A 24,534-nucleotide genomic window follows, 5' to 3' on the forward strand; every position below is an offset into this window, starting at 1 on the left:
GATGCGAGGTAAAGGGGCTTACTGGCCGCGGCGCGATGCCGCGAGCAGGAAATCTTCGAGCGCCGGATTGCACAGGTCGGGGCGCTCCATCGTCGGCATGTGGGCGGCGTCGGGCACCTGCAGCCACTGCGCGTCCGGGATTGCCGCGGCGATGCGTTCGAGCACCGGCAGCGGCGTCGACGTATCGGCTTCGCCGGCTACGACGAGCGTCGGTACTGCGATGCGCTTGAGTACGTCGACAAGTTGCATATCGCGGATCGCCGCGGCACAGCCTGCATAACCGTCGCGCGACGTGCCGCGCACCATCGCGCGCATCTGTTCGATCAGGTCCGGGTGGCGCTGCTTGAATTCGGGGGTGACCCAGCGGTCGACGGTTGCCTCCACCATCGCCGCCATGCCGTCGGTGCGTGTTTCGCGCACACGGGCGTCCCATGCGGCTTTCGGCGCGTCGCTGGTGGTGGCGCACAGCGTGAGGCTCGCCAGACGCTCGCCGTGCCACGCGCCGAGCTGCTGGCCGACCATGCCGCCTAACGAAAGACCGATGTAATGCGCGCGCTCGATGCCGAGCGTGTCGAGCAGCGCGAGCACGTCGTGCGCAAGCAGGTCGAGCGAGTAATCGCCTGGCGTCGCATCAGTACCGCCATGACCGCGGATGTCGTAGGTCAACACCGAGAACGAACGGCCCAGCGTGTCGAGCTGGGGCGCCCACATCGACAGGTCCGCAGCGAGCCCGTGGCTTAGCACGACGGTCGGCGCACCGGTCTTGCCGGTTAGCGCGTAGCGGGTGCGAATGCCGTTCGCGCTAGCAGTTCGATGCATGTCTCCACGTCCTTTTTTCAATGCGTTTGTAAGGCGTTTGCGATGCTTTTGTGATGCGTTCGATGCAGCAGCGCCGATGCGCGCCGGATCGGTCGAGACCGAGTCTCGATTTTGGCGACAATTTTGTCAATCGTCTTGTTCTCAAGGTAAACGCCAATGCTGTCACCTATCTGGAACGGTAGAATGCGCGTCATATGGCTGTAAGCGGCAGCTCGACGCGCCGTGTGCAGCGGGACAAAGATTCGTGGGAGAGGGCTTGGTTACAAAAACGGACGCTCAGGCGGCGCAACTGATCGAAGGCATCAAGACGGACATCATCATTGGCCGTCTGCGGCCGCATCAACGGCTCGTCGAAGAGGAGATCAGCGCCCAGTTCGGCGTGTCCCGTCACGTGTCGCGCGCGGCGCTGGTGCAGCTCGAGCGGATGGGGCTGGTCACACGGCGGCCCAATCGCGGCGTGATCGTGCGCGACTTCTCGCTGGCGCAGGTCGAGCAGATCTACGAAGTGCGGATGATCCTGCAGCGCGAAGCGGCCCAGCGCGTGCCGATGCCGGTGCGGCCCGATGCGCTGAAGGAAATCGAAGCGATTCACGCTGAGTACTGCCGCGAGCTCGATGCGGGCAACCTGCTGCAGGTGAACGTGCTGAACGACGCGTTTCACCGGCGCATCTGGAAGACCTGCCCGAACCAGTACCTCGCCGATACGATCGAAAAGCTGTGGGTCGAGACTACCGGGATCCGCTGGTACGGGGTTGGCGATCCACATCTGCTCGCGCATTCGCGCGAGCATCACGCCACCATGATCGAACAGTTGCGCACGGGAGACCGCGAAGGTTTCGTAGCGCTCGCCGTCGACCATATCCTGCCGCCGCTCGATGCGTTTCGGCACGCGCATCGCACCAGTGCTGCCTTCAGCGCCGCGGCTTCGCCACTGCCGGAACGAGAGACCGGATGAACCCGACTTACGAAATTCTGGTGCAGGGGAACAACCTGCGCCTGAAAAACGATTTTCTCGGCATCGCCAACGTCACGCTGATTCGCGGCAAGGACGGGCTGACGTTGTTCGATACTGGCGGCTACATATCGCGGCTCGGCCTGCTGAAGGCGCTGCGCGAGCGCGGCATTGCGCCATCCGATATCAAGACCGTGTTCCTGTCGCATCTGCATTTCGATCATGCGCACAACATCGATCTGTTTCCGCATGCACGCTTTGTGGTGAGCGAGCGCGAGTGGGAATACGCGGCGCATCCGCACCCGGAAGATCTGCTGATGCCGTGGGGCATTCGCGAGCAGTTGTCCAAGTCGAAAGTCGAGTTTCTGAAGGGCGAAGGGCAACTCGATCATGGCGTCAATTTCTTTCCGGCGCCGGGGCATACGCCCGGTTGCTACGGCCTTGAACTCGAGACCGCCGATCGCGGCCGCGTGATCATCGCCGGCGACGCGATCAAGTATGCGAAGGAAGCCATTCTGAAGCGCTGCGATATGGCGTTCGACGAAGTCGACATCGGCACGCGCACGATTCAACGGATTCTCGAACGGGCCGACCGCATCGTGCCGGGCCATTTCCCGGAACTGATCCGCCAGCCGGACGGCGCATTCTGCTGGGAAGATCCCGCTCCGTTCGAACTGCTGGTGCGCTGAGCCTTTCAATTGCTGCGGTTGCGGCTTGCATGTAACCGCTCGTCTCCCACCATCGCGTTTCGCGATGGTGCCCTGCCGAAACACCACGAACATACGCCACGTCCCATTGCATGATGGAGACAAACAGGCAGTCGGCGGTGGCTAAGGCATGATGCTGTTATCGATAACAGTACGCGCCGCGCCGGCATATCGGACTGACGGAGCGAGACAGCACCATGCATGCGATTGCAAATGCAGCAGCGGCTTATCCGCGCGGCATCGAGCCGCTCGCGCCTCTCGAGGGCGTTCAGGCGCTGCGCTTCGATTCCGTCACCTGTACGTTTCCGGGCAGAAGCGCGCGAGCCGAGACTTATACGGCGGTGCGCGACGTCAGCCTCGCGGTACGCGATGGTGAATTTCTTTCGATCGTCGGTCCGACCGGTTGCGGCAAGTCCACGCTGCTCAATGTTGCCGCTGGTCTGATCCGGCCGTCGAAGGGCACGCTGAGCGTGTTCGGCACGCCGTTAAAAGACGGCTTGAACCGCCAGGCGTCGTATCTGTTCCAGGTCGACGCGCTGATGCCGTGGAAGACCACCGAAGACAACATCGCCGCCGGCCTGCTGTTTCACGGCATGCGCAAGGACGCAGCGCGTGCGCAGGCACGCGACTGGCTGGTGCGTGTGGGCCTCGATGGACATGGCCGCAAGTATCCGCATCAGCTTTCCGGCGGCATGCGCAAACGCGCGGGCCTTGCGCAGGCACTTGCGCTGAATCCACGCATCCTGTTGATGGACGAGCCGTTCAGCGCGCTCGACATTCAGACGCGCCATTTGATGGAAGGCGAGTTGCTGCGGCTATGGTCGCTGGATCGCAAGTCGATCGTGTTCGTCACGCATGATCTGGAGGAAGCGATTTCGCTGTCCGACCGCGTTGTCGTGATGTCGGCAGGGCCAGCGACGCATCCAGTCGCCGAGTTTTCGATCGATCTGCCGAGGCCGCGCGACGTTGCCGAAATCCGTATGACGCAGCGCTTCCTGCAACTGCACGCGCAAATCTGGGACGTGCTGAAAACCGAGGTGCTGAAAAGCTATGCGCACGCCCGTGTTTGATCCGCGCAGCAAGGTAGCTGTGCAAGGCACGCGCATTGCCGTGTTGGCCAGTGCGCTGTTCCTGTGGTGGCTGCTGACCAGCCGCAAATGGATCTCGCCGTTTTTCTTTGGCGACCCAGCCGGCGTGTTTCAACGCATCGTGAACTGGTTCATATCGGGATCGGTATTCGTGCATCTGTACACGACGCTCGTCGAGACGCTGCTCGCGTTTGTGATCGGCACCGTACTCGGGCTCGCGTGTGGTTTATGGCTCGCACTCAATCCGTTTCTGGCGATTGTCGCGGATCCGTTTATCAAGGCACTCAACTCGATGCCACGGCTGATCTTTGCGCCGATTTTCGCGTTGTGGTTTGGGCTTGGCATCTGGTCGAAGGTCGCGCTTGGCGTCACGCTGGTGTTCTTCGTGGTGTTTTTCAACGTGTTTCAGGGCGTGCGCGAAGTGAGCCCGGCAGTGTTGTCGAACACGCGCATGCTGGGCGCGAATCCGCGCCAGCTGATGTGGCATGTGTATCTGCCTTCGGCGATGAGCTGGGTTTTCTCGAGTCTGCATAACGCCATCGGCATTGCGTTCGTCGGCAGCGTGGTCGGCGAGTATCTCGGCTCGGAGAAAGGCATCGGCTATCTGATCCTGCTTGCTGAAGGCAACTTCGATATCGATTCGGTGATCGCGGGCATTTTGTTGCTTACGCTGTTCGCGCTCGTGCTTGATATCAGCGTGTCGCTGCTCGAGGAGCGTGTGCTGCGCTGGCAACCGGGTGGCGGCCAAACCGTCGACGCCAGCGCTTAAGGCGAATCGAAGCGCGCGCATATCGGCACCCATCGTTGGTCAACTCTTCGACAAGGAAGCGCTCTTGCAGAAAAATTCTATCGATCTTTCCGGCCGCGTCGCCGTGGTGACGGGCGGCGCACAAGGCATCGGCTTTGCAGTCGGCGCGCGGCTGCTTGAATCGGGCGCGCGGCTCGTGATCTGGGACATCGACGCCGCGAAGCTGGCGCATGCAAAGCAGGAGTTGCAGCACGCACACAACGCGGACGTGCACACGGAGCAGGCCGACATCGCCAGTTATCAAAGCGTCGAAGCAGCTGTTAGCGGCACGCTGCGCGCATTGGGGCGCATCGACATTCTGGTGAATAACGCGGCGATTGTCGGTCCTAACGCCACGCTTGCCGAGTACCCGCTGCACGACTGGCACCAGGTCATCGACGTCGACGTGAACGGTACCTTCCACTGCTGCCGTGCAGTTGCGCCGGTCATGACCTCGCAGCGCTATGGGCGCATCGTGAATGTCGCATCGATTGCCGGCAAGGAGGGCAATCCGAACGCGGCCGCGTACAGCGCAGCCAAGGCCGCGGTAATCGCGATGACCAAGTCGCTCGGCAAAGAGCTTGCGAGCCACGATATTGCGGTCAACTGCGTCACGCCCGCGGTGGCGCGCACGCCAGGCGCGATGCAGCAGGCGCCGGAGCACATCAGCTACATGCTCGGCAAGATTCCGCGCGGCCGTTTTCTCGAACTCGACGAAGCTGCGGCGATGATTGCATGGCTGGTTAGCGAAGAGAACTCGTTCACGACCGGTGCGGTGTTCGATCTGTCCGGCGGACGCGCGACTTATTGAGCGCTGCAACGGCACGCGGCGCATGCAGCCGATCATTCCGATAACGATCTATAAGGAGACGCCGACGCCATGAAACGCTCAGGCGCAGCAATCGCATTACTCATGAGCCTGCTGTTCCCGGTTGTGTCGCATGGGCAAGCCGCTGCGCCAGAGAAGCGCGATATTCATCTGGCGGCCGCCGGTGTCGGCTTGCCGTATCTGCCGTTCGTTATTGCCAGCAGCCGCGGGTATTTTGCGCAACAGGGCTTGCATGTCGATATCGGTGTTTATAGCGGTGGCGCGAAGGCATTGCAGGCGCTACTCGGCGGCAGCGCGGACGTCGTAGCCGGCGCGTATTCGAACACCATCACGATGGCCGCGAAGGGCCAGCATCTAGTGTCGTTCGTTACACAGGCCGATTGCCCGGGGTTCGTGTTCGGCGTGGCCAAAACGAGCCACGACAAGATCAAATCGTTCGCCGATCTGAAAGGCAAGCGGGTTGGAGTGAGTTCGCCTGGCTCGAGTTTTCATATGGGCGTCGACTACCTGCTCAGCAAGTCGAAGCTGAAGCCCGAGGATGTAGTGATCATCGGTGTCGGTTCGTCTTCAGGCGCGATCGCGGCGGCGCGCAACGGCCAGGTGGATGCGTTGATGACCAACGATCCAGTCGCAACCGTACTCGAGGATAGTGGCGATATGGTGCCGCTCGTGCAAATGCGCGACGAAGCCGGCACGCGCGCCGCATTGGGTGGCGACTATCCGGAAGCTGCGGTGTATTCGACGAAAGAGTTTGTCGCGCAGCATCCGGCTACCGTGCAGGCAATCACGAATGCGATCGTGCAGGCCGAGCAGTGGCTCGCGCAGGCGACGCCCGACCAGGTAGCGGATGCGGTGCCCGCGCAATACAAGGTGGCGGACAAGGCGGTGTTCGTCAAGGCGTTTTCGAAGATGCGCGGCTGTCTGTCGAAAGACGGCCTGCTGGCAAGCGATGCGCCGCAGACTGTGCGGGCGGTGCTGGCCGCATTCGATCCGTCGGTGGCGACGGCGCAGATCGATTTGCACGCGACCTATGACAACAGCTTTGCGCAGAAAGCGGCTGCGAAACATTGATTTTTCATGTGGGTGGGTTGCGCGTGCATCCAGCTATGCAGTGCATTGCCCGCAGCGCATTGCACAGGGCCATTCAGAAAAGGAGAGCAGATGCAGGACTATCGTGTCGTTGCGAGTGGCTTGAAGTTTCCGGAAGGGCCCGTTGCGTTGCCTGACGGCTCGGTTGCGCTGGTCGAAATCCAGCGTGAGACGATCAGTCTTGTCAAAGCCGACGGCACTGTCGGTGTGTTGATCGAGACCGGTGGTGGACCGAACGGTATGGCGGTCGGCCCCGATGGCGCGTTTTATGTGTGCAATAACGGTGGTTTTCTTTTTCAGACTGTCGGCGGTTTCAACCGCACGCGCGCGGGCGTGCACCCGAACTACACGAGCGGTCGCATCGAGCGCTTCGATCCGCGTACGGGCGAGCTTAAAACGCTGTACGACCGTTGCGGCGATTTTCCGTTATGCGGGCCGAACGATATCGTATTCGATAGCCACGGCGGCTTTTACTTCACCGACCTGGGCAAGAACCGCGCGCGAGATCGCGATCATGGCGCGCTTTACTATGCGCGCGCGGATGGCTCGCTGATTGTCGAAGTTGCGTATCCGCTGATCACCGCGAACGGCGTCGGACTGTCACCCGACGAATCGGTGGTCTACGTATCGGAGACGGAAACGGCGCGGCTGTGGGCATTCGATCTGGAGGCGCCGGGCCGTGCGCGCAAGCATCCGTCTCCATCGCCGCATGGTGGACGGCTCGTTTGCGGGTTGCCCGGGTATCAGCGCTTTGACAGCATGGCGGTCGATGCGCACGGCAATATTTGCGTCGCGACGCTGGTCACAGGATGCATCACGGTGATTGCGCCTGAAGGCAAGGTGCTGCGCCAGGTGATGTTTCCGGACCCGATGGTGACCAACATATGCTTCGGCGGTGCGGACCTGAAGACGGCCTATGTCACGATGTCCGGCACGGGGCAGCTGGTCACGTTGGATTGGCCGGAGCCGGGTCTGCGCCTCGCGTATTCATAACGCAGCCCGCAGCCCGCAGCCCGCAGCACGCAGCACGCAGCACGCAGCACGCAATTGCGCGCGGCCCACTGTCAGCTGCGCCGCGCGTGCTACCCCGACACCGCAAGCGCCTCACGTGCAGCCGCTTCACGCGGCGCCGTCAGATGCCTGATCAACAACCGCACGGCCATCGGCGCCGAATCTATATCGCGCACGCAGACGTTCCAGTGCCGCTCCGCCCATTTCTCGTCTAGCGGCACAGCAACCAGCGGTGCCGCCGCGACATAGCGCGCCGCATGATGTTCAGGCACCAGCGCAATGCCAAGCCGCGCCTCGACCATACTGCAGGCCGGCTCGAACCCATTCACGCGGATCCGGAAGCGCAGCGGCTGCCCGAGATCGGCCGCGGCCTTCAGCACCAGCGCATTCAGATAGCTGCCTTGCTGCGGCCCGACCAGGTCGTGCTCCGCCACCTCGCGGAACTTCAGCCGCTGCGCGCGGCTTAGCACATGGTCGTTGGGCATGATCACGACGAGCCGGTCGCTGTGATACGGAAACACCTGCAAATCCGGCACAAACTCGACACCGCCAAACACGCCGAGATCGGCGACGTTGTCGGACACCGCACGCACCACTTCAGGACTCAGGCTCTCCTGCAAGTCGATACTCACATGCGGATGCAGGCGCAGGAATTCGCGAATATCGGTGGCGATGTACTGCACGATCGCGGACACGCTCGCATGCATGCGGATCTGGCCGCGCGTGCCGTTGCCCTGGCCGAGCATTTCGCTTTCCATCTGCGCGAGGTCGCGCAGAATCACGCGGGCATGCTGCAGGAACGCGTGCGCCGCGGTAGTCAGCTCCAGCCCCTTGTTGCTGCGCATGAAGAGCGTTGTGCCGAGCGCCTCTTCGAGTTGCGACAGCCGCTTGCTGAGCGCAGAAGGCGCGATATTGCAGGCCTCGGCCGCGCGCGCGATGTTGCAATGCTCGCAGGCCGCGACGAACAGCTTCAGTGACAACAGATCAAAGCGCATGGCGTCCCTGCCGCGTGGGCGCGAATGAAGGGTTCCGACAGCTTCGGTTAAGCGGGTGGCGGACCGCGCCGCCCGTTGGCGATCATAAACCGCGTTGCGCGGCCGAAAAACCAATGCCGGAATTGTGACACTCGTTTGTCATACTAGGTTTCTATCATCTGGCTTCCTTCACGATGCCGTCGATGCGACGCGGCATCGCAATCCTACATTCGGCTTTCCTTCATGACAGGCAGACGGCCATCGACCCATATTCTGGCGTTGGCTGCGTACATCATGCTTTTCGCACTGGTGATACGTAGCTCCCAAGCCCAGGATACGGGGCGGGCGAACCGTACTGCTTCGGGCGCGATTCATTTCGCGCTGCCCGCACAGCCGCTTGCGGCCGCGCTGCAGGCGTTGGGAAGCATGACTGACCTGTCGGTGCTGGCCGGCAGCAACGTGCTCGACGGCCGTGTCAGTGCGCCGCTCGACGGCGACTTTTCGCCACGCGAAGCGTTGCAGCGTCTGCTTGACGGAACCGGCCTGCAGGCAAGCTTTATCAGCGAGAATTCCGCGGTGCTGTTGCCTGCAGCCACGCCGCCGGCCGCGGCGCCGGCGCCCGTCACGGCGCCCGAAGGCACCGGCCTGGACGCCGCGCCGCCGATTGCCGGCGCCGTGGTGGCAGGCAACGACTACCAGTCGTACGCGGCGATGATCCAGGTACGCCTTGCCGAGGCGCTGTGCCGTTCCGCACAAACGCGCCCGGGCAGCTACCGGCTGCTGCTGCAATTTCATATCGACGCGAGGGGCGCCGTGGTGGCGCCTCAACTGCTCGAATCGACCGGTACCGCGGCACGCGATGCAGCGATCAGCGGTGCACTGCGCGGCCTCGTGCTGGATGCTGCGCCGCCGCCTGCGTTGCAGCAACCGGTAACGATCCTGTTGCGTCCGCAACAAGACAGCGCGGCCGCCGAATGTAGCCAACCTGATGGGCGAGGGGGATAAGCATGGCGGAAAGCACCCGCGCCTACCTGAAGACGCTGTTCGTTTCCCGCTATGCCATCTTGTGCAAGCGGCTGGAACGAATGGTCGGTTCGAAGGAAAATGCGGCCGACGCGCTGCAGGAAACCTGGCTACGCCTCGAAGCGATGCCCGACGCCCGCGGGCCCGCGGTCAACGAGGCGTATCTGATGCGCATGGCGAAGAATGTCGCCATCGATCAATACCGGCGCGAGCAACGTCATCTGACCGATGGCGAAGTCGACGAGATGTTCGAGGTGCAGGACGAACTGGCCGATCCGGAGCGGATCGTCGCAGCGCGGCGCAAGGTTGCGGAACTGAAGGTGGTGGTGCGCGGTCTGTCAGCGCGTCAACGCGAAATCTTGCGGGCAGCACGGGTAGACGGCGAACTGAACCGGGAAATTGCCGCGCGGCTAGGCATTTCCCTGCGCCTGGTTGAAAAGGAATTAAGCTACGCGCTGCAATATTGCAATGCGCGTATGCGCGAGATGGCCGCTGAAGACGTGGGCAATACCAAAGGGCGGCGAAAATTTTGAATACCATCACGATGAGCAAAGCTGATGATGCGCATGCAGCGATCGAGGCCCGCGCCCGCGCGTGGCTGATCCGCATGCGCTCGGGCCGCGCGACCCAGGACGATGCCGAGGCTTTCCGCGCGTGGTGCGCGGAAAGCCCTGCGCACGCCAGCGAAGTACGTCAGCTGAGCGAGACGTGGAGCGCGCTTGGCGACGTGATGGCCGAACTCACCGCGGAAGATGCGCTGGAAGGCCGCTCGAGCGCCGCGCAGTTCGCGCGGCAGCGGCGCGTGCGCCAGGGGCGGCGCGCCTTTGTCGGCTTCGCCGTGGCAGCGGGCGCAACGTGGCTGGCCGTGCGCCCGCCGCTGCAACTATGGCCCGCGCTGGGCGACTACGCAGCCGACTTCCGCACCGGCACCGGCGAACAACGTCAGGTGGCACTGTCCGAGCGGGTCGTGGTCGATATGAACACGCAGACCCGCATCAACCTGCTGCACGCACAGACCGACCCCTCCACGCAGCACAGCATCGAACTCGTCGCCGGCGAGGCCGAAATCGTTGCGGCCGCGCCCGGTGCCGGACGGGTCGATCCGCTGCGTCCGGTCACGGTGGTGGCGGGACCCGGCCGGCTGCAGGCGCAAGTTGCGCGCTTCGACGTGCGGCGCGTGGGCGACGAAGTGTGTGTCACTTGCGTGTCGGGCTCGCTGACGCTCGAGCATCCGCAGCGACGCATGACGCTGAACGCAAACCAGCAACTGGTATATGACACACGCAGCGTGCGCCCCGTCGAGGACGTCGATATCAACGGCGTTACCGCATGGCGCCGCGGCAAGCTGGTGTTCAACGGCGTGCCGCTGCAGACGGTGGTCGACGAAATCAATCGCTACCGGCCCGGCAAGCTGATTTTGCGCAATGCGCAACTCCGGCGCATGAATGTGCAGGCGCAATTCGCCATCGCCAACCTCGACGATGCGATCGCGATGATCTGCAAATACTCCGGCGCTCAAGCCACCGAGCTGCCCGGCAAGATCGTGCTGCTCAGCTGATCGCCACCGCATAGCCGCACGTGCGCGTCAACGTGAAACCGCGCGCGCGTGCGGTATTCGCGCAAGCCACCCGTTAAAGACAATAGAAGCCCGTGAACAAGTGGTCTTTGTGTCATGCCGTCGCGCAGTGACCATCGTCATTGCATGGCCGGTGCATAACGAGGCGGGAAGCCACACCGTTACGCCCGCTGCCGCGATGTTCCCACGGGCGAGGGGAACTGCGATGAGTACGCCAACGGGGAAGTTCAGCCGGAAGCCGAATGATGCCGATTGTATGGCTTCCGAAACAAGCGCGATTACGTGGTTGGTCCGATTGAGATCGGGAGAAGCGACGCTTGCGGATGCACACAGTTTTCAGCAATGGCGTACGCAAGGCAGCGAACACGAACAGGCCGTGCGTGAGCTGGCTGCGCTATGGAGCGTGCTAGGCGACGAAACGTTGTACGCGTCGCCGGCTGTCGTAGCGATGCGGCATCGTGAACGCGATTTTTCTTGTTGCCGGCTGCTGCCGAGCGGACCGTCACGGTTCTGTCATCGTTGGGCTTGCCGTGCTGCACGTCCTGTCATAAAGCGAGATTAGCGGGCGGTTTGCTTGCTGCTGCGGTCGACGATATTCACGCGTCGACATTCAGTTATCCGTTGCGCATTGCGGCGAGCAGGACTGTCGGCGTACTGCCATTTTCCTTCCCTACGATAAGGCGTTTCGTTCGAAACCGCCCTCCTGTAAAGCGCTGCGATACGGCGTGCATCGATGTCGGTTTCGTGACGATGTTCGCGAGTGGATGTGCGATGTACTGCCGAAATCCACCGTCATAAAAAACTATGCGGTATCACGCAATTCAGCACGTTTTGGAAGGTGTGAGAGATCTTCTCTCCTGATGCCGATGGACGGGCCGCACAGAGGCTGCCTAAGTCCACACGCGCCAGACGTTACACACCATTCAACAACGTTGTTTAAATCGATTGCCACAGGGGATGTTGTTCATGAGCGCTCAAACACTCATACGGTCAACGCATGTCGACAAGTCGGCGCGGCCGGCTGCACCGATATTGCGGCCGGTTTGCCAGGCAATCGCGGTGATGCTGGCAACGGGCGCGATGAGCCACGCGCATGCGGGGATGACGAACCTGGGGAATGTGTCGAACCGCGCGGGTGCGGCGCAGGGTGGGGTGGCGGGCAGGCCTGGTCCGGCAAATCTGGGCATGGGGGTTTCGCCGCAGCAGGCGTTGCAGGCCAGCCAGCCTTCGATTCGCAATCTGGCGGCTGCGGCGCGTGGTATCGCGCAGCAGATAGCGGCGCAGCAGGCTGCTGCCGCGGCTGGGTTGGCGGCGCCTTCGAATGTGCCTAATGGGTTGACGCCGGGGGGCTTGCAGGTTGCGCCGGGGGTGACTGCGGATACGAATAACGCGAACCTTTGGTACAACGCGAATCTGCCTACGCAGACGGTGAATCCAAACGGTACCGTCGATGTGGACGTCAAGCAGAACGGCGCGAATGCGGTGCTGACGTGGCAGACGATGAACGTTGGTAAACAGACCACGCTCAATTTCGATCAGTCGGGTGGGACGCAGGTCAACGGCGCGAATAACTGGGTGGTGTTGAACCGGATTCAGGATCCGACCGGGGCGCCTAGCCAGATTCTTGGCAAGGTGAATGCGCAGGGGACGGTGCTGGTGATTAACCGCAATGGCATTCTGTTTGGTGCCGGGTCGCAGGTTAATGTGCATTCGCTGGTGGCTTCGTCGCTGGATTTGTTGAATCTGAATGACTACAAGGATCAGCTCGACGCTGGTGGGCCGATGACGCAAAGCGCGACGGATATCGTCGCGAGTAATCAGGCGTTTTTGAATGGTGGCCTGGCGGCGGTGGAGGCCGGGACTTCGTCGACGGTACCGAATGGAAATGGCGGCCCGACGGAAATTCTCGGGCTGGGCAACGTCGTATCGGTTTCGTCTACGAGCCAGTTACAGACGCCGGGCGACATTACGATCGAACCGGGCGCACTGATCACGACAGCAGCGCAAGGCAACGTCAGCAACGGCGGATTCGTCGTAATTGCGGCGCCCAACGTGACTAACGGTGGCGACATTACGGTGGCGCCGACAGGGCAGGTGGTGCTTGCAGCCGGTGTGGGTGTGAGCCTGATACCGAATAGCAGCACCCCTCAGCTGCTTCAGCCTGAGCTGACCGGCCGCGTTGGGCTGGGTGCGGATAGCACGGACATCACGCCGGCCGGCACACTGATCAACACCGGCATCATTCAGGCGCAGCGAGGCAACATCAATCTGCTCGGCAGCAGTGTTGCGCAAAATGGCGTGGTGGGCGTAACGACAGACGTCAACACGCCGGGCAACATCCAGATCTCGACGGTGGACGAAAACATCGCCAATACGCCGACGGGCGCCGCTTATGTCGGGAAGGGCATTGGACCGGTGCAATGGGACGTCGGGACCGGAGGTATCGCGACGAATCGCGCGGGCGCACTGACTATCGGAGAAGGATCGGTCACTACGGTGTTGCCGGATGCCGACGGCGCGTCTGCCACGTCATCGCCGGGGCAGACGACCTTTTCGCCCGGCAGCATTACGATGACCGCTGGTTCGGTGTGGTTTCAGAGCGGCTCACTGGTTGAAGCGCCGGGCTCCAAGGTTTCCATCGCCGCATTGACACCATCGGTCACACACGCCCCGCCAGGCGACACGGCGATCCAGGGGCGCATTTACGTCGACAACGGTGCGACCATCGACGTTTCCGGCCTGGCGAACGTCGAACTGCCCATTTCGGCCATCCTGCTGGACGTTGGAACGATCAACGCGAACGATCTCGCCAATTCGCCGCTGTTGCGCGACAGTTTCCTGAATGGCCTGAAAGGCGTGATCGTGGACAGCACGCTGTCGGGCACGAACGCCGACGGGCTACCGTGGGTGGGCAGTCCGATCCTGAACCTCGCGGGTGCAGTGAGCCTGATTCCCCGCACGATCGATCAGCTACTGACGAACGGTGGATCGATAACGCTGTCCGGCAATGAAGTGATGACCGCCAGCGGATCGTCGCTGAACCTGAATGGCGGTTATGTTCACTACCTGGGCGGTATGGTGAACACCACGCGCCTCGTCGATGCGAACGGGGCGATTGTGCCGATCGGTCAGGCAAGCCCATACGACAACTATGTGGGTATCGCTGGGCAATTCGTCGACAATCACCCGCGTTGGGGTGTCAGGCTCACCTACCTTGACCCGTTACTTTCCGCCGGCGTTTACGAGGGTGACTACATAGTCGGCGGCAACGCGGGCACGCTGAACGTGTTCGCATCGCAGACCATGGTGCTCGACGGCAGCATCACGGGCCAGGCGTTCGGCGGCTCCAAGCAGGTGCAGGGCAACGACCAGCCGATCGGCGGTACGTTCAATCTCGGCGCCAATCCTGCTGCTGCCACGCAGACGTCCTTGTCGGCGCTCACACAGGGCGCGTCCAGTACAGTGACGGGCGAGTCCGGAACGGTGATCCTGCAGGACACTGCGCCACAGTTAAGCGACCTCCTGCCGGGCTTTTCCGCCGACACGCCGCTCACCGCCGCATCGCTCGGCTCGCTTTCCAGCACCGACCCGAATAACCTGTTCGCGACAACCGTCGTGCCGGTCGGCATGTTGAATGACGGCGGTTTCTCCAACGTGAGCATTTCGGAAGATAACGCCAAGGGTGCTGGCATCGTCGTCGCTGCCGGCACTCAGCTCGCCGTGCAGCCGGGCGGCTCGATCAAGCTTTCCAGCCCTAATGGCCCAGTGAATGTACAGGGCTCGCTGGTTGCTCCGTCGGGAACGGTTTCGATTTCGAGCGGTAGTGGGCTTGGCGGTGGCGGGATCGTAGTTGGCAGCGACGCCGTTATTAGCGTGGCCGGGCAATGGGTCAATAATGATACGCAGACGGCTGCAGACACCGCGCTGGGCAGTAGCGAATTCATCAATGGCGGCAGCATTTCGCTGTCGACCACCCTGACGGGCTCGGCAGTCAGCGGGCAACCGACGGACACGACGGGGTCAATCATCTTGCAGCCGGGCAGCCTGCTCGATGTGTCGAGCGGCGGCGAAGTACAGGCAAACGGCCAGATGCTGATGCAGAACGGCATCGCCGAAGGCACCGCGGGCAGCCTGTCGTTGATCACTTATGCGGGCAACACGACCAATCCATTCGGCTCGGAGCGCGGTCCCCTCCTGCCAGCAGGGCAGCCAATGGCCGGCCAGATCGAGATGGATGGCACGATCCGCAGCTTCGGCTTTTCTGGTGGGGGAACGCTGACGCTGCAGGCGCTTGGCTTCCAGCTCGGCGGCGATCCGAGCACAACGCCCGCTTGGGATCTCTACCTTCCTGCCAGCTTTTTCGCGCAGCAAGGTTTCGGCAAGTATGTGCTCAACGCCATGTACGACATCAACGTCGCACCCGGTGCGACGATCGCAGTGACGCAGCACAACCTCATTCCAGATGCTGTCGCATTGCAGGCCGCACCGACCGGCTCTGACATCTCTGCTGCCGGGCTGACGACGGTTGGCACCGTCGATCCGTTCCATCGTCAGGCGACCGATCTCGAGATGACGGCAGGTGGATATCTTGCATGGCAATCGGCTACGGGAAGGCCGGACTATTCCGCCGCGGGCGTGACGGGTGGCGTCACTGTCGGCGCAGGTGCATCGATTGTTGCGGACGCTGGAGCGAACATCGGCATTGGCTCACCCGCTCAAGTCACCGTGTTGGGTTCCATCATCGCTCCGGGCGGTTCGATCACGTTGAGCGCGGACTCAACGGGCGGCGCATTTGCATTGCCGGGGCAGGAAATTAGTGGCGACGCCGGGTTTGGGGGATATACATCCGCGAGCAAGTCCGTTTGGCTAGGTTCCAATGCCGTGCTCGACGTTGCAGGCGTAACGCTGACCGATCCACTTGCCGCTCCGGTGCGCGAAGGCGTACAGAGTGTCGTCCCCAACACCGGCAAGATTCTGCCGGGAGGCTCGATCACCCTCTCCGATGATACCGGCTATGTGATCGCAGAAAAGGGCGCAGTCGTTAACGTATCTGGCGCAACCGGGACACTCGACGAACTGCAAGCGGGCGGCCGGTATGTCGCGCAGCAGGTGTGGAGCGACGCAGGCTCGATTACGCTGGGCGTGTCGGACGGTCTGCTCTTTGACGGTACGCTGCTGGGCAAGCCCGGCGCAGCGCAGGCACAAGGCGGGACACTGACGATTACGGAGCTGCAGTCGCCGGTCACAGTGGCGCAGGCGGACGGCACGCAATTGGCCAGCCCCGGCGCAAAGTTAGTGCTGTTGCAGCAAAGTGGCGATCTCGTTCCCGCTGGTCTGGCGCCAGGGCAGGTGATTCCTGGCGGATATACGGCGACCGTAAGCAATGTATCGACGCAGCAGGTGTCAGGCGGTGTGAACGAGTTTTCGGTTGATACGTTGAGTGGATCCGGAATTTCAACCCTCATAATCGGAAACGGCTCGCTTGCCGGCACTGCGCCGACGCCTGTCGCATTTGCTGGTAACGTCGCCCTGGAGTTGCCGGCTTCAGTTGAGATCAATACCGGGCAGCTTGTCGCGCTGAGCAGCGACCAGGCTTCCAAACTGTTTGCGGGGCAAGGAGCCTCGACCAGCACTGCGCCGCAGTCGCTATCGGACTTGCTTTCGAATCAACCCGCATCCATCGGAACGACGGTTTCTATCGATGCACCTTATGTCGCTCTTGTTGGCCCACAATTCGCCAATGGCAAACCGATAGCGCTGTCACCGGCGGAAATGGCCTCGGACGCAACCTTTAACGTTCATGCATCGTTTATCGATCTTGAGAATCAGCTTCAGCTAAACAACTTCGGTCAGGCAAATTTCGTCAGCAGCGGCGACATCCGGCTGACGTCGACGAACGCAGTGGCGGACAGCAGCAACGCTCTTACTCCCGGCGAACTGTTTACGCGGGGCAATCTGACCTTCCAGGCAGCGGACGTCTATCCGTCAACAGGCAGCACCTTTATCATCGACGCGGTTGGGCTGACCGACGCAAGCACCGGTAACCCCGCCCCGACAACGGTCACGTTCCTGTCGAACGGTTCATCGGGCGTACCGCTGTCAGCGGGTGGCACGCTGCTGGTCGATGCGACCGATATCGTGCAATCAGGTACCGTAAGAGCGCCTTCAGGCAGCCTGATCTTCGGTGTCGGCGACACGAGCGATGCGGGCACGCAGACACAATTCAACTCGTTGCCGCTCGTTGCAACCAACTCGGTTGCGTTGGGTAGCGGCAGTGTGACTTCGGTTTCGCTGGACAATACTGTCGTTCCATTCGGTACCACCGTCGATGGTGTCGAGTGGCAATTTAACCCTGTGCCCAATTTTCAGGCCGCTCCCGATCTGACCGGGCCGCCTGCCAAATTCGTGAGCTTGAACGGCAGCACCGTGTCGCTCAACCAGGGCGCGACAGTCGACCTCTCCGGCGGCGGCAACCTGCAAGCCGAGGAGTGGGTGCAAGGCACGGGCGGCACGCGCGATGTGCTGTCGCAATACAACGTCAGTTTCGCCACGACACCGAGCGGTGTCGCGGTTCCGACCAACATCGGCGCGTCTAACATCTACGCGATTCTGCCCGGCAAACAGACACCGGTTGCCGCGTACGATCCTGTGTTCGCGCAAACAGTCCAACCATCGACCAATGCGAATGGAAGCGTAAGCACCACGACGGACAGCATTGGAGTGGGGCATTCCGCGCTTGACGGTGCAGTGGGTCAGTCCGTTTATCTTTCGGGTGTGCCGGGGCTCGCAGCCGGCTACTACACGTTGCTGCCGGCGAAATACGCGACTTTGCCTGGCGCATATCGGGTTACGGTGTCCAGCACCCCCGGAGCGGTAGCGGCGGGTTCGAGCCAGACCTTGTCCGATGGAACGGTGGTGGTAGCGGGTTACATGGGGAATTCGCTGAACGGCAGCCGCAGCGCCACGCCGACGCTCTTCAACGTGCAGTCCGGCGCCGTCTGGCAGCAGTACTCGCAGTACACCACGACCAACGCAAACGCATTCTTCCCGCAACTGGCTGCCCACTCTGGGAACGTCACACCGCCGTTGCCGATGGACGCAGGACAACTGGTGCTCGCCGCAAGCAAAGGCCTGCAGTTGGGCGCGACGCTCGATACGGCGGCGGCTCCCGGCGGCGCGCCGGCCGAGGTCGATATCGCATCGCAAAACATTCAGATTGTCGGCAACGGCGAAACCGCGTTGCCAGGCTATCTGCAGATCAGCTCGGATCAGCTCAACGCGCTCGACGCAGGCAGTCTGCTGATCGGCGGCATACGTACGCAGACGTCGAGCGGCATTACGATCGATCCGGTTGCGACCAATGTGGTCGTATCCAACGACGCGGCAAATCCGTTGACGGGTCCCGAGATCATTCTGGTCTCGTCGAACAACCTGCAAGTGGATCCGGGAAGTGTCATTGCGGCAAAGGGCTCGTACCCTGCAGCGAAAGATCTGCCAATCACAATTGGACAAAACGCCGACAGCACAACGGGAGCCACAGCGGTATCCGGTGATGGAGCGCTGTTGAGCGTCTCCAATGGCGGGCCGTCGGTCGTGACGCGTCTCGATACGAGCGGCACCGGCGTATTGACTGTCGGTGCTGGCGCCGCACTCACAGGCGGGCAAGCGCTGACTCTGGACTCTTCAGGCAACCTCACCTTCGATCCGGCAGCTACGCTGTCAGGCAATACGATTGCGGTGGACGGTTCCGCGATCACCTTCACGGACCAGACGGGTGCAGCTGCAGCCGCGCTACCGGGTTTCGTGGTCGGTGCCACGCAACTCGCGCAATTGGCTAATGCGCAGAACGTGATCTTGCGCAGTGCCGGTGCAATGAATTTCGACGGCAATGTCGATGTGACATTCGGCAAGAACGTCGATCTGAGCGCCGGTACTTTCGTGAGCGACGGTGGTTCGACTGTCATCAACGCAAACGAAGTCGCGTTCACCAATGAGATGGGCGCGCCGGTGCCGGCCTCGACCAGCGGCTCCGGCAGCCTTACCGTCAACGCAAGCGAAATTGATCTGGGCAGCGGTAATCGCACCGTCAATGGCTTTGGTGCGGTGACCATGAATGCTACGGCCGGCATTGTCGGACAAGGCACCGGCACGTTCGATTTCGGAGCCGTGCCGCTTACGCTGAATGCGCCTGTGTTCCTCGCCGATACGGGCTCGTCGCAAACCATCAAGACCACTGGTGTGCTGAACCTGAACGCCGCGGCAGGGACGGCGCTTGCGCTGAACCCTGTAGGTGGGGCGATCAGTTTTGCCGGCGGTACGCTCAACGACAATGGAGCGACCATCGCCGCTCCGGCTGGCAATGTGAGCCTTGAAGCCACAACCGGCGATCTCAATGTCGCAAGCGGAGCGTTGATCAGTTCCGCTGGCGTATCGAAGCAGTTCTTCGACGTCACCGAATACGCACCGGCAGGTTCGATCACGCTGACCGCGGACGCAGGCAGCGTCAATCTGGCCGCGGGCTCGACAGTCGACTTCTCCGGCGCGCAAGGCGGCGGAGCGGCGGGCAGCTTGAACCTGTCCGCGCCACAACAGGTGGTAAATCTTGGCGGCACCATCAAGGGCAACGCGGCTTCCGGCTTTGCAGGCGGCTCGTTCTCTCTGGATACCGGTGGGGCAGTCGATCTCGACGGCTTGTCAAAGGTGCTCGCCTCGAGTGGTGTAACGAAATCGATCAATGTCGAAACCGGTGCGGGCAATCTGACGCTGTCTGCGGGTAACACGCTGACCGCCTTGAACGTGTCGTTGACCGCCGACGGCGGCGCTGGCAATGCATCCGATACGGCCAACGGCAATGTGAACATCAACGGAACGATCAACGCGAATGGTGTCGCGACCGCGTCCGGCGGCGCACAAGGCGGCACTATCGATCTGTATGGTCGCAGTGGTGTGGATGTCGAGGGCACCTTGCTCGCCGAGGGCTCGGATGCCTATCTGACAGGATCCACGATCAATCCGAACTCGACGCAACTAGGCGGGACGATCAACATCGGCACGTCCGGAACCCCGACGGGTACGTACAACGCGCAGTACGGCTATGAGAACGTGGACCTCGCCGACTCCGGACGAATCAGGTTGGGCAATAACGCGCACATTGACGTCTCCGGCGGCGGTATCGCGACGCTGATCAGCGATGGTTTGATGGGCGGTGTAATCAACCTTCGTGCTCCACTGCTAAGCGACGGTGCGACCAATGGCGGCCGCTACGTCAACGTCGATCTCGATATGACCGGGCCGAACGCCGGCATTACCGGCGCGCGGGCCGTCAATATGGAAGCGTATGCGGTGTGGAGCACCACCGATGCGACCACCGGCGCACAGCATTTCGATAGCGTGGTCGATCCGGCCGGCTACTTCAGTGCGCCGATTGCCGGCCAGCCGATAGACAGTCCGTACCAGCTGCTCGTGTCCGGCACGTTTACCGACCAGAGCGGCAACGCAATTACATATACCGCGGGTCCGAATGGCTCGCTGGGTACCTTCACCAGCAATGGAACCACGACCACGGCAACGGCCGATCAGATCCAGACCGATCTCGAAAACGACTTCTTCGTGCCGACCTCTGCCAATGCAGATCATCAACAGTTCTACGGCAGCGTCACGACGACAAACTCCGATGGCTCGACGACGACCACGCCCGGTACGTTGATGGGTTTTGTGGAGAACGGCGAGACTGGGGTTGCGACGCAGTTTGCGAACTCGAACGTTGCGAACCTCAAGGTTACACCGGGCATTGACCTCGACAATCCGAGCACGGCGATCAACGACGGCAATATTTCCATCCTGAGCAACTGGAATCTTGGAGCGGGTTCTTCGCCGACCGATCTGTCGTTCCGCTTTAACGGCCAGGCGCCAGTGATTACGTTCCGGGCCGTCAATAACGTTCAGGTGGACGCCAGCCTGTCGGACGGGTTCTTCCAGATTTCGAATCCGACTGCGCCGCCGCTTCAGGTTATTACGGTGACGGCACCCGCGCCTCAGACGGCCGCTCAGACATACACGGCGTTCTACTACGACGCGATTGATGGCTACAACAATGGGTACTATAGCGTGGCATACCAGAATAAGTTCTTCTGGCATAACGCACTTACGCCTCCTGCATTAGCCAATAATCCAGCCTTCAATGACCCAGTGAATGCAGGCGAAGCGTCCCAGGAAATACAGCAATACTATGGGCTTTACCAGGAATATCTGACGTTTTTGACGTCTGCTGGGAAAAACGTAGTGATAGCCCAAGGTGCGCGTGCTGGACACTTCAATAATGCGCCTGTGGCGGGGCAGCCCATTTTCACAGAAACTGCGCCAACGGCAGCGCAAGAGCTCGACAATCCCAATCTTTACCCGATCTATCTGAGCGACTACGAAAAGTACATTGGTCAACTGGCTACGTGGATCCTCACCCATGGTGGGGACCCGTATCAAGTTGTGAAGCCGGTAGCACCACCGGTTATCTTGACTGCGCTGATTCAGAGCGGAACGACTACGGTCGGGACCATACCGACCGACAACTCGCCGTCTCCTGTCTCGACATCGTCCAATGGCTTACCGCTGCAGCAGGCGTCCCTCAATGCCGGTGCAAGTTCGTCGTTTCGCATCGTCGCCGGTGCTAACGTCTCCAGTGCTAATCCGTTAGCGCTCCAGGCGGCATCGATGTTCCAGACGGATAGCACGGGGAGCGTAACTGTCGACGGCCATTTCGCGTACGTGGACACCAACGGCTTGACACTGCTGGCACCAACCACGATCCGCACCGGTGTTGGTTCAATCGAAATCGCTGCTGCCAATAATGTAACGTTGCAGGATACGACCGCGCCTGCGGTGATTTATGCAGCCGGTACTCCAGAATCAGGCGCGATTAGTGGAGATGACACGACTATCGTCGGAAACGGGGCGCCGGGTATTCCAAATACCAAGGACACTTTGTTGACGCCCGCAGTGAACCCCGAAGCTGCCGGCAATGTATCGATTCAAGCACAGAACGACATTACGGGCATCGAAAACGTCACAAATGCAAATGGACAAAATGCGAGCCAGTTCTGGAGTCAGTGGCTAAGTTCCTCTAGCGCGGCCAATGCGTCCGGCCAGTCATCCATCAATTTCGGTGCCTTTGATCAAGGCGTCATGAGTGTCGGCGGCAATGTATCGGTGTCGGCCGGAGGCAATATCAGAGACCTTGCGGTTTCGCTGCCGACGACGTGGTACCTGGATAGTCCAACTACCTTCAATGTTGTCGGAGGGGGCAACCTGATTGTGGCGGCAGGCGCAGACATTCTGAGCGGAGACTACTTCGTCGCACGTGGGAATGGAGTGATGACCGCTGGTGGCCAGATTGCGCCGGACTTCAGCCTGTCCTCGACGTCTCTCGGCGCGGTGCCCATTGCAACGCTTCTGGCGACACAAGACGGTACGCTGAACGTCAGCGCCCGTCTCGGAGCAAACATTGGTGGCGTGTCGGATCCATCTCCGTTGCAGTCGTACTCCACTGCGTCCGCATTAACCATTCAGTCGACGACTGGCGATGTACAGTTCGGCACCGTAGGCAGTGTCGAGGGCCTACCGAGCAGCAGCTCGTTGCCCGCGTCTCTCGAGCTTACCGCCTTCACCGGTGGAATCACCGTTGCGTCGGGCGGTACGTTGGCGCCATCGCCGACCGGTGAACTGAGTTTGATCGCCGGACAATCGATCAATATTTCCGATCAAAGCGACTTCAGCGTCACGACCTTCGGGATGTCGGATGCGAATCCTGCGAACCAGCCGTCGCCGCTTCAGCCAAATGGTGCGGCTAACAATGAGCAGGGCGGCCACGACAATACCGCACTGCATGGTGGCGACCTCATACCAGCGCGAATCTATAGCCTGAACGGCAGCATCACGGACGGAGTTGTCATTCCGTCCACGTCAGGCGGTAGAGAATTCATCGGTCGCCTCGTCAGCGTGACCGTCGATAAACCTGCGGTCGTTCGGGCTGGGCAGGACATCGAGAATCTCGTGTTCCAGGGACAGAATTTACGCGATGACGATGTGACCAGCGTGATCGCGGGACGCGACATCTTCGACTCACCGTTCGGAGGTGGGCTGGTCGCGCCAGGTCTCGTGCTGGGTGGGCCAGGAACGTTCGATGTAGAGGCCGGGCGCAACATTGGGCCGCTCACCACCGCCAGCAATGCGACGAGCGATACTCTTACCGGTATTGATGCGATAGGGAATGCCAACAACCCGAACTTGCCGCACAAGAGCGCCAACGTGCAGGTGTTGTTTGGTGTCGGTCCGGGCATTGACGATGAGGCGTTTATTTCCAGCTACATCGATCCCGATACCGCCAATGCGATGGGGGTACCGAGCCAGACAGGCGCATTGATTAATTTCATGCAGCAGTATGACGAGGGGCAGGGTGTCGATACCGGCCTCGCGGTTGATGCGCCGCCCAAGGTCGTACTGACAGCAGGCGAGGCATGGTCACAGTTCAAGGCGTTGCCAAAATCCGTGCAACAGCTGTTTGTGGAGCAGGTTTTCTTTAGCGTGCTTACGGATGTCGGCAACGACTTCAATAATCCGGCGAGCCCATTTTTCAGTCAGTATGCTCGCGGGTTCACGGCAATCAACACGCTGTTTCCTGCGTCGCTGGGCTATACCGCTAATAGCCTGGGCGGCGGCACCAACGGTTCGAACGCGCCAGTTCATACGGGTGACCTCGATATTCGAAGTTCGACCATTCAGACGCAGCAAGGCGGTAACGTCTCGATCCTCGGACCTGGAGGGCAGGCGCTAGTCGGGAGCTCGTCGGCACCGCCCGCGATTGTGAGTGGGGGGATAGTTATCGCGGGCCCCGGAACAATGGGCGTTTTGACTCTCGAGCAGGGCAACATCAATGTCTTCACTGATCAAAGCTTGTTGCTCGCGCAAAGCCGCGTATTTACCGAACAGGGCGGCGACATCACGATCTGGAGCTCGAACGGCAACATCAACGCGGGCCAAGGTTCGACGACCGTGGCAGATATTCCGCCGCCACTCTACGTTTGCGATGTCAACCACTTCTGTGCTCTGGACGCGAAGGGCGAAGTAACTGGCGCAGGTATCGGCACGCTGCAGACCATCGCAGGCGCGCCGCCCGGCGATGCCAATCTGCTTGCGCCACGAGGCTTTATCGATGCAGGCGCTGCAGGTATTCGCGTTTCGGGCAATCTGAATGTTGCCGCTATTGCGGTGTTGAACGCTGCGAACATTCAGGTACAAGGGCAGTCGACGGGTATTCCGGTCGCTGCGTCAGTCGACACCGGTGCGTTGACGGCTGCGAGCGCGGCAACTTCGGGTGTAACAGCGCAGGCGCAGAATCTCGCGAGAAACAACGCATCGCAAACGCAACCGCGGCACTGGGTGATCAGTGTCCAGGTCGAAGGCTTTGGCGACGCTGATGACGATGACAGCCGTAAAAAGCGCAAACCAGTATCAGTGGGCTACAACGCATCGAGTTCGATCGTCGTTTTAGGGTTTGGCGGCATCGGCGATGCGCAGCGTGCCTATTTGACCAGGGAGGAGAGAAGCAAGTTGGGCGGCTAATCCATACTGCTGCACTCAGCTTGAGTTTGTACGTACCTTCGGACACGCATTTGCCACAGCCGCCT

The 24,534-nt window shown here is 61.2% G+C and carries 14 protein-coding genes; 12 read left to right on the top strand and 2 right to left on the bottom strand.

Annotated features, from left to right (window positions below):
• Positions 1–18: 18 nt before the first annotated feature.
• Positions 19–819 carry a 3-oxoadipate enol-lactonase gene (gene pcaD, locus ACYVNQ_RS31970; RefSeq protein WP_460908606.1) on the bottom strand — a complete coding sequence of 267 codons (801 nt, stop codon included), beginning with the start codon at positions 817–819 and terminating at the stop codon, positions 19–21.
• 256 nt (positions 820–1,075) lie between these two features.
• Between pcaD and ACYVNQ_RS31975 the strand changes: the two genes are divergently transcribed.
• From ACYVNQ_RS31975 to ACYVNQ_RS32005, 7 genes are all read left to right on the top strand, one after another.
• Positions 1,076–1,774, top strand: coding sequence for a GntR family transcriptional regulator (locus ACYVNQ_RS31975; RefSeq protein WP_460908608.1), 699 nt, complete (start codon positions 1,076–1,078; stop codon positions 1,772–1,774).
• Entirely contained in the window at positions 1,771–2,460 is a 690-nt protein-coding gene (locus tag ACYVNQ_RS31980; protein ID WP_460908610.1) for an MBL fold metallo-hydrolase, read from the top strand. The genes ACYVNQ_RS31975 and ACYVNQ_RS31980 overlap by 4 nt, the downstream gene beginning before the upstream one ends.
• Before the next feature lie 215 nt (positions 2,461–2,675).
• Positions 2,676–3,548, top strand: a complete 873-nt coding sequence (locus ACYVNQ_RS31985) for an ABC transporter ATP-binding protein (RefSeq protein ID WP_460908612.1) — start codon at positions 2,676–2,678, stop codon at positions 3,546–3,548.
• Complete coding sequence (locus tag ACYVNQ_RS31990) at positions 3,529–4,335, top strand: ABC transporter permease (protein WP_460908614.1); 807 nt, start codon at positions 3,529–3,531, stop codon at positions 4,333–4,335. The genes ACYVNQ_RS31985 and ACYVNQ_RS31990 overlap by 20 nt, the downstream gene beginning before the upstream one ends.
• 64 nt (positions 4,336–4,399) lie before the next feature.
• Positions 4,400–5,164: an SDR family NAD(P)-dependent oxidoreductase gene (locus tag ACYVNQ_RS31995; RefSeq protein ID WP_460908616.1), complete on the top strand. Its 765-nt coding sequence runs from the start codon at positions 4,400–4,402 to the stop codon at positions 5,162–5,164.
• A gap of 69 nt (positions 5,165–5,233) precedes the next feature.
• Positions 5,234–6,253 (top strand): ABC transporter substrate-binding protein, encoded by a 1,020-nt coding sequence (locus ACYVNQ_RS32000; protein ID WP_460908618.1) that lies wholly within the window; start codon positions 5,234–5,236, stop codon positions 6,251–6,253.
• Positions 6,254–6,343: 90 nt separating this feature from the next.
• On the top strand, positions 6,344–7,264 hold the full coding sequence (locus tag ACYVNQ_RS32005; RefSeq protein ID WP_460908620.1) for an SMP-30/gluconolactonase/LRE family protein: 921 nt from the start codon (positions 6,344–6,346) through the stop codon (positions 7,262–7,264).
• A gap of 89 nt (positions 7,265–7,353) precedes the next feature.
• On the opposite strand, the gene ACYVNQ_RS32010 is transcribed toward ACYVNQ_RS32005, so the two are convergent.
• Entirely contained in the window at positions 7,354–8,277 is a 924-nt protein-coding gene (locus ACYVNQ_RS32010) for a LysR family transcriptional regulator (RefSeq protein WP_460908622.1), read from the bottom strand.
• 222 nt (positions 8,278–8,499) lie between these two features.
• Between ACYVNQ_RS32010 and ACYVNQ_RS32015 the strand changes: the two genes are divergently transcribed.
• The 5 genes from ACYVNQ_RS32015 (at position 8,500) to ACYVNQ_RS32035 (ending at position 24,469) form a co-directional block, all read left to right on the top strand.
• The gene (locus tag ACYVNQ_RS32015) at positions 8,500–9,261 is read left to right on the top strand and encodes an STN domain-containing protein (protein ID WP_460908624.1); all 762 of its coding nucleotides are present in this window, start codon (positions 8,500–8,502) and stop codon (positions 9,259–9,261) included.
• A 2-nt stretch (positions 9,262–9,263) separates the two neighbouring features.
• On the top strand, positions 9,264–9,812 hold the full coding sequence (locus tag ACYVNQ_RS32020; protein ID WP_460908626.1) for an RNA polymerase sigma factor: 549 nt from the start codon (positions 9,264–9,266) through the stop codon (positions 9,810–9,812).
• 11 nt (positions 9,813–9,823) lie between these two features.
• Positions 9,824–10,837 carry a FecR family protein gene (locus tag ACYVNQ_RS32025; protein ID WP_460908628.1) on the top strand — a complete coding sequence of 338 codons (1,014 nt, stop codon included), beginning with the start codon at positions 9,824–9,826 and terminating at the stop codon, positions 10,835–10,837.
• 274 nt (positions 10,838–11,111) lie between these two features.
• Positions 11,112–11,417: a FecR/PupR family sigma factor regulator gene (locus tag ACYVNQ_RS32030; protein ID WP_460908680.1), complete on the top strand. Its 306-nt coding sequence runs from the start codon at positions 11,112–11,114 to the stop codon at positions 11,415–11,417.
• Between the two features lie 404 nt (positions 11,418–11,821).
• On the top strand, positions 11,822–24,469 hold the full coding sequence (locus tag ACYVNQ_RS32035) for a filamentous haemagglutinin family protein (protein WP_460908630.1): 12,648 nt from the start codon (positions 11,822–11,824) through the stop codon (positions 24,467–24,469).
• Positions 24,470–24,534: the final 65 nt, after the last annotated feature.

This window comes from Paraburkholderia jirisanensis, assembly GCF_054782355.1.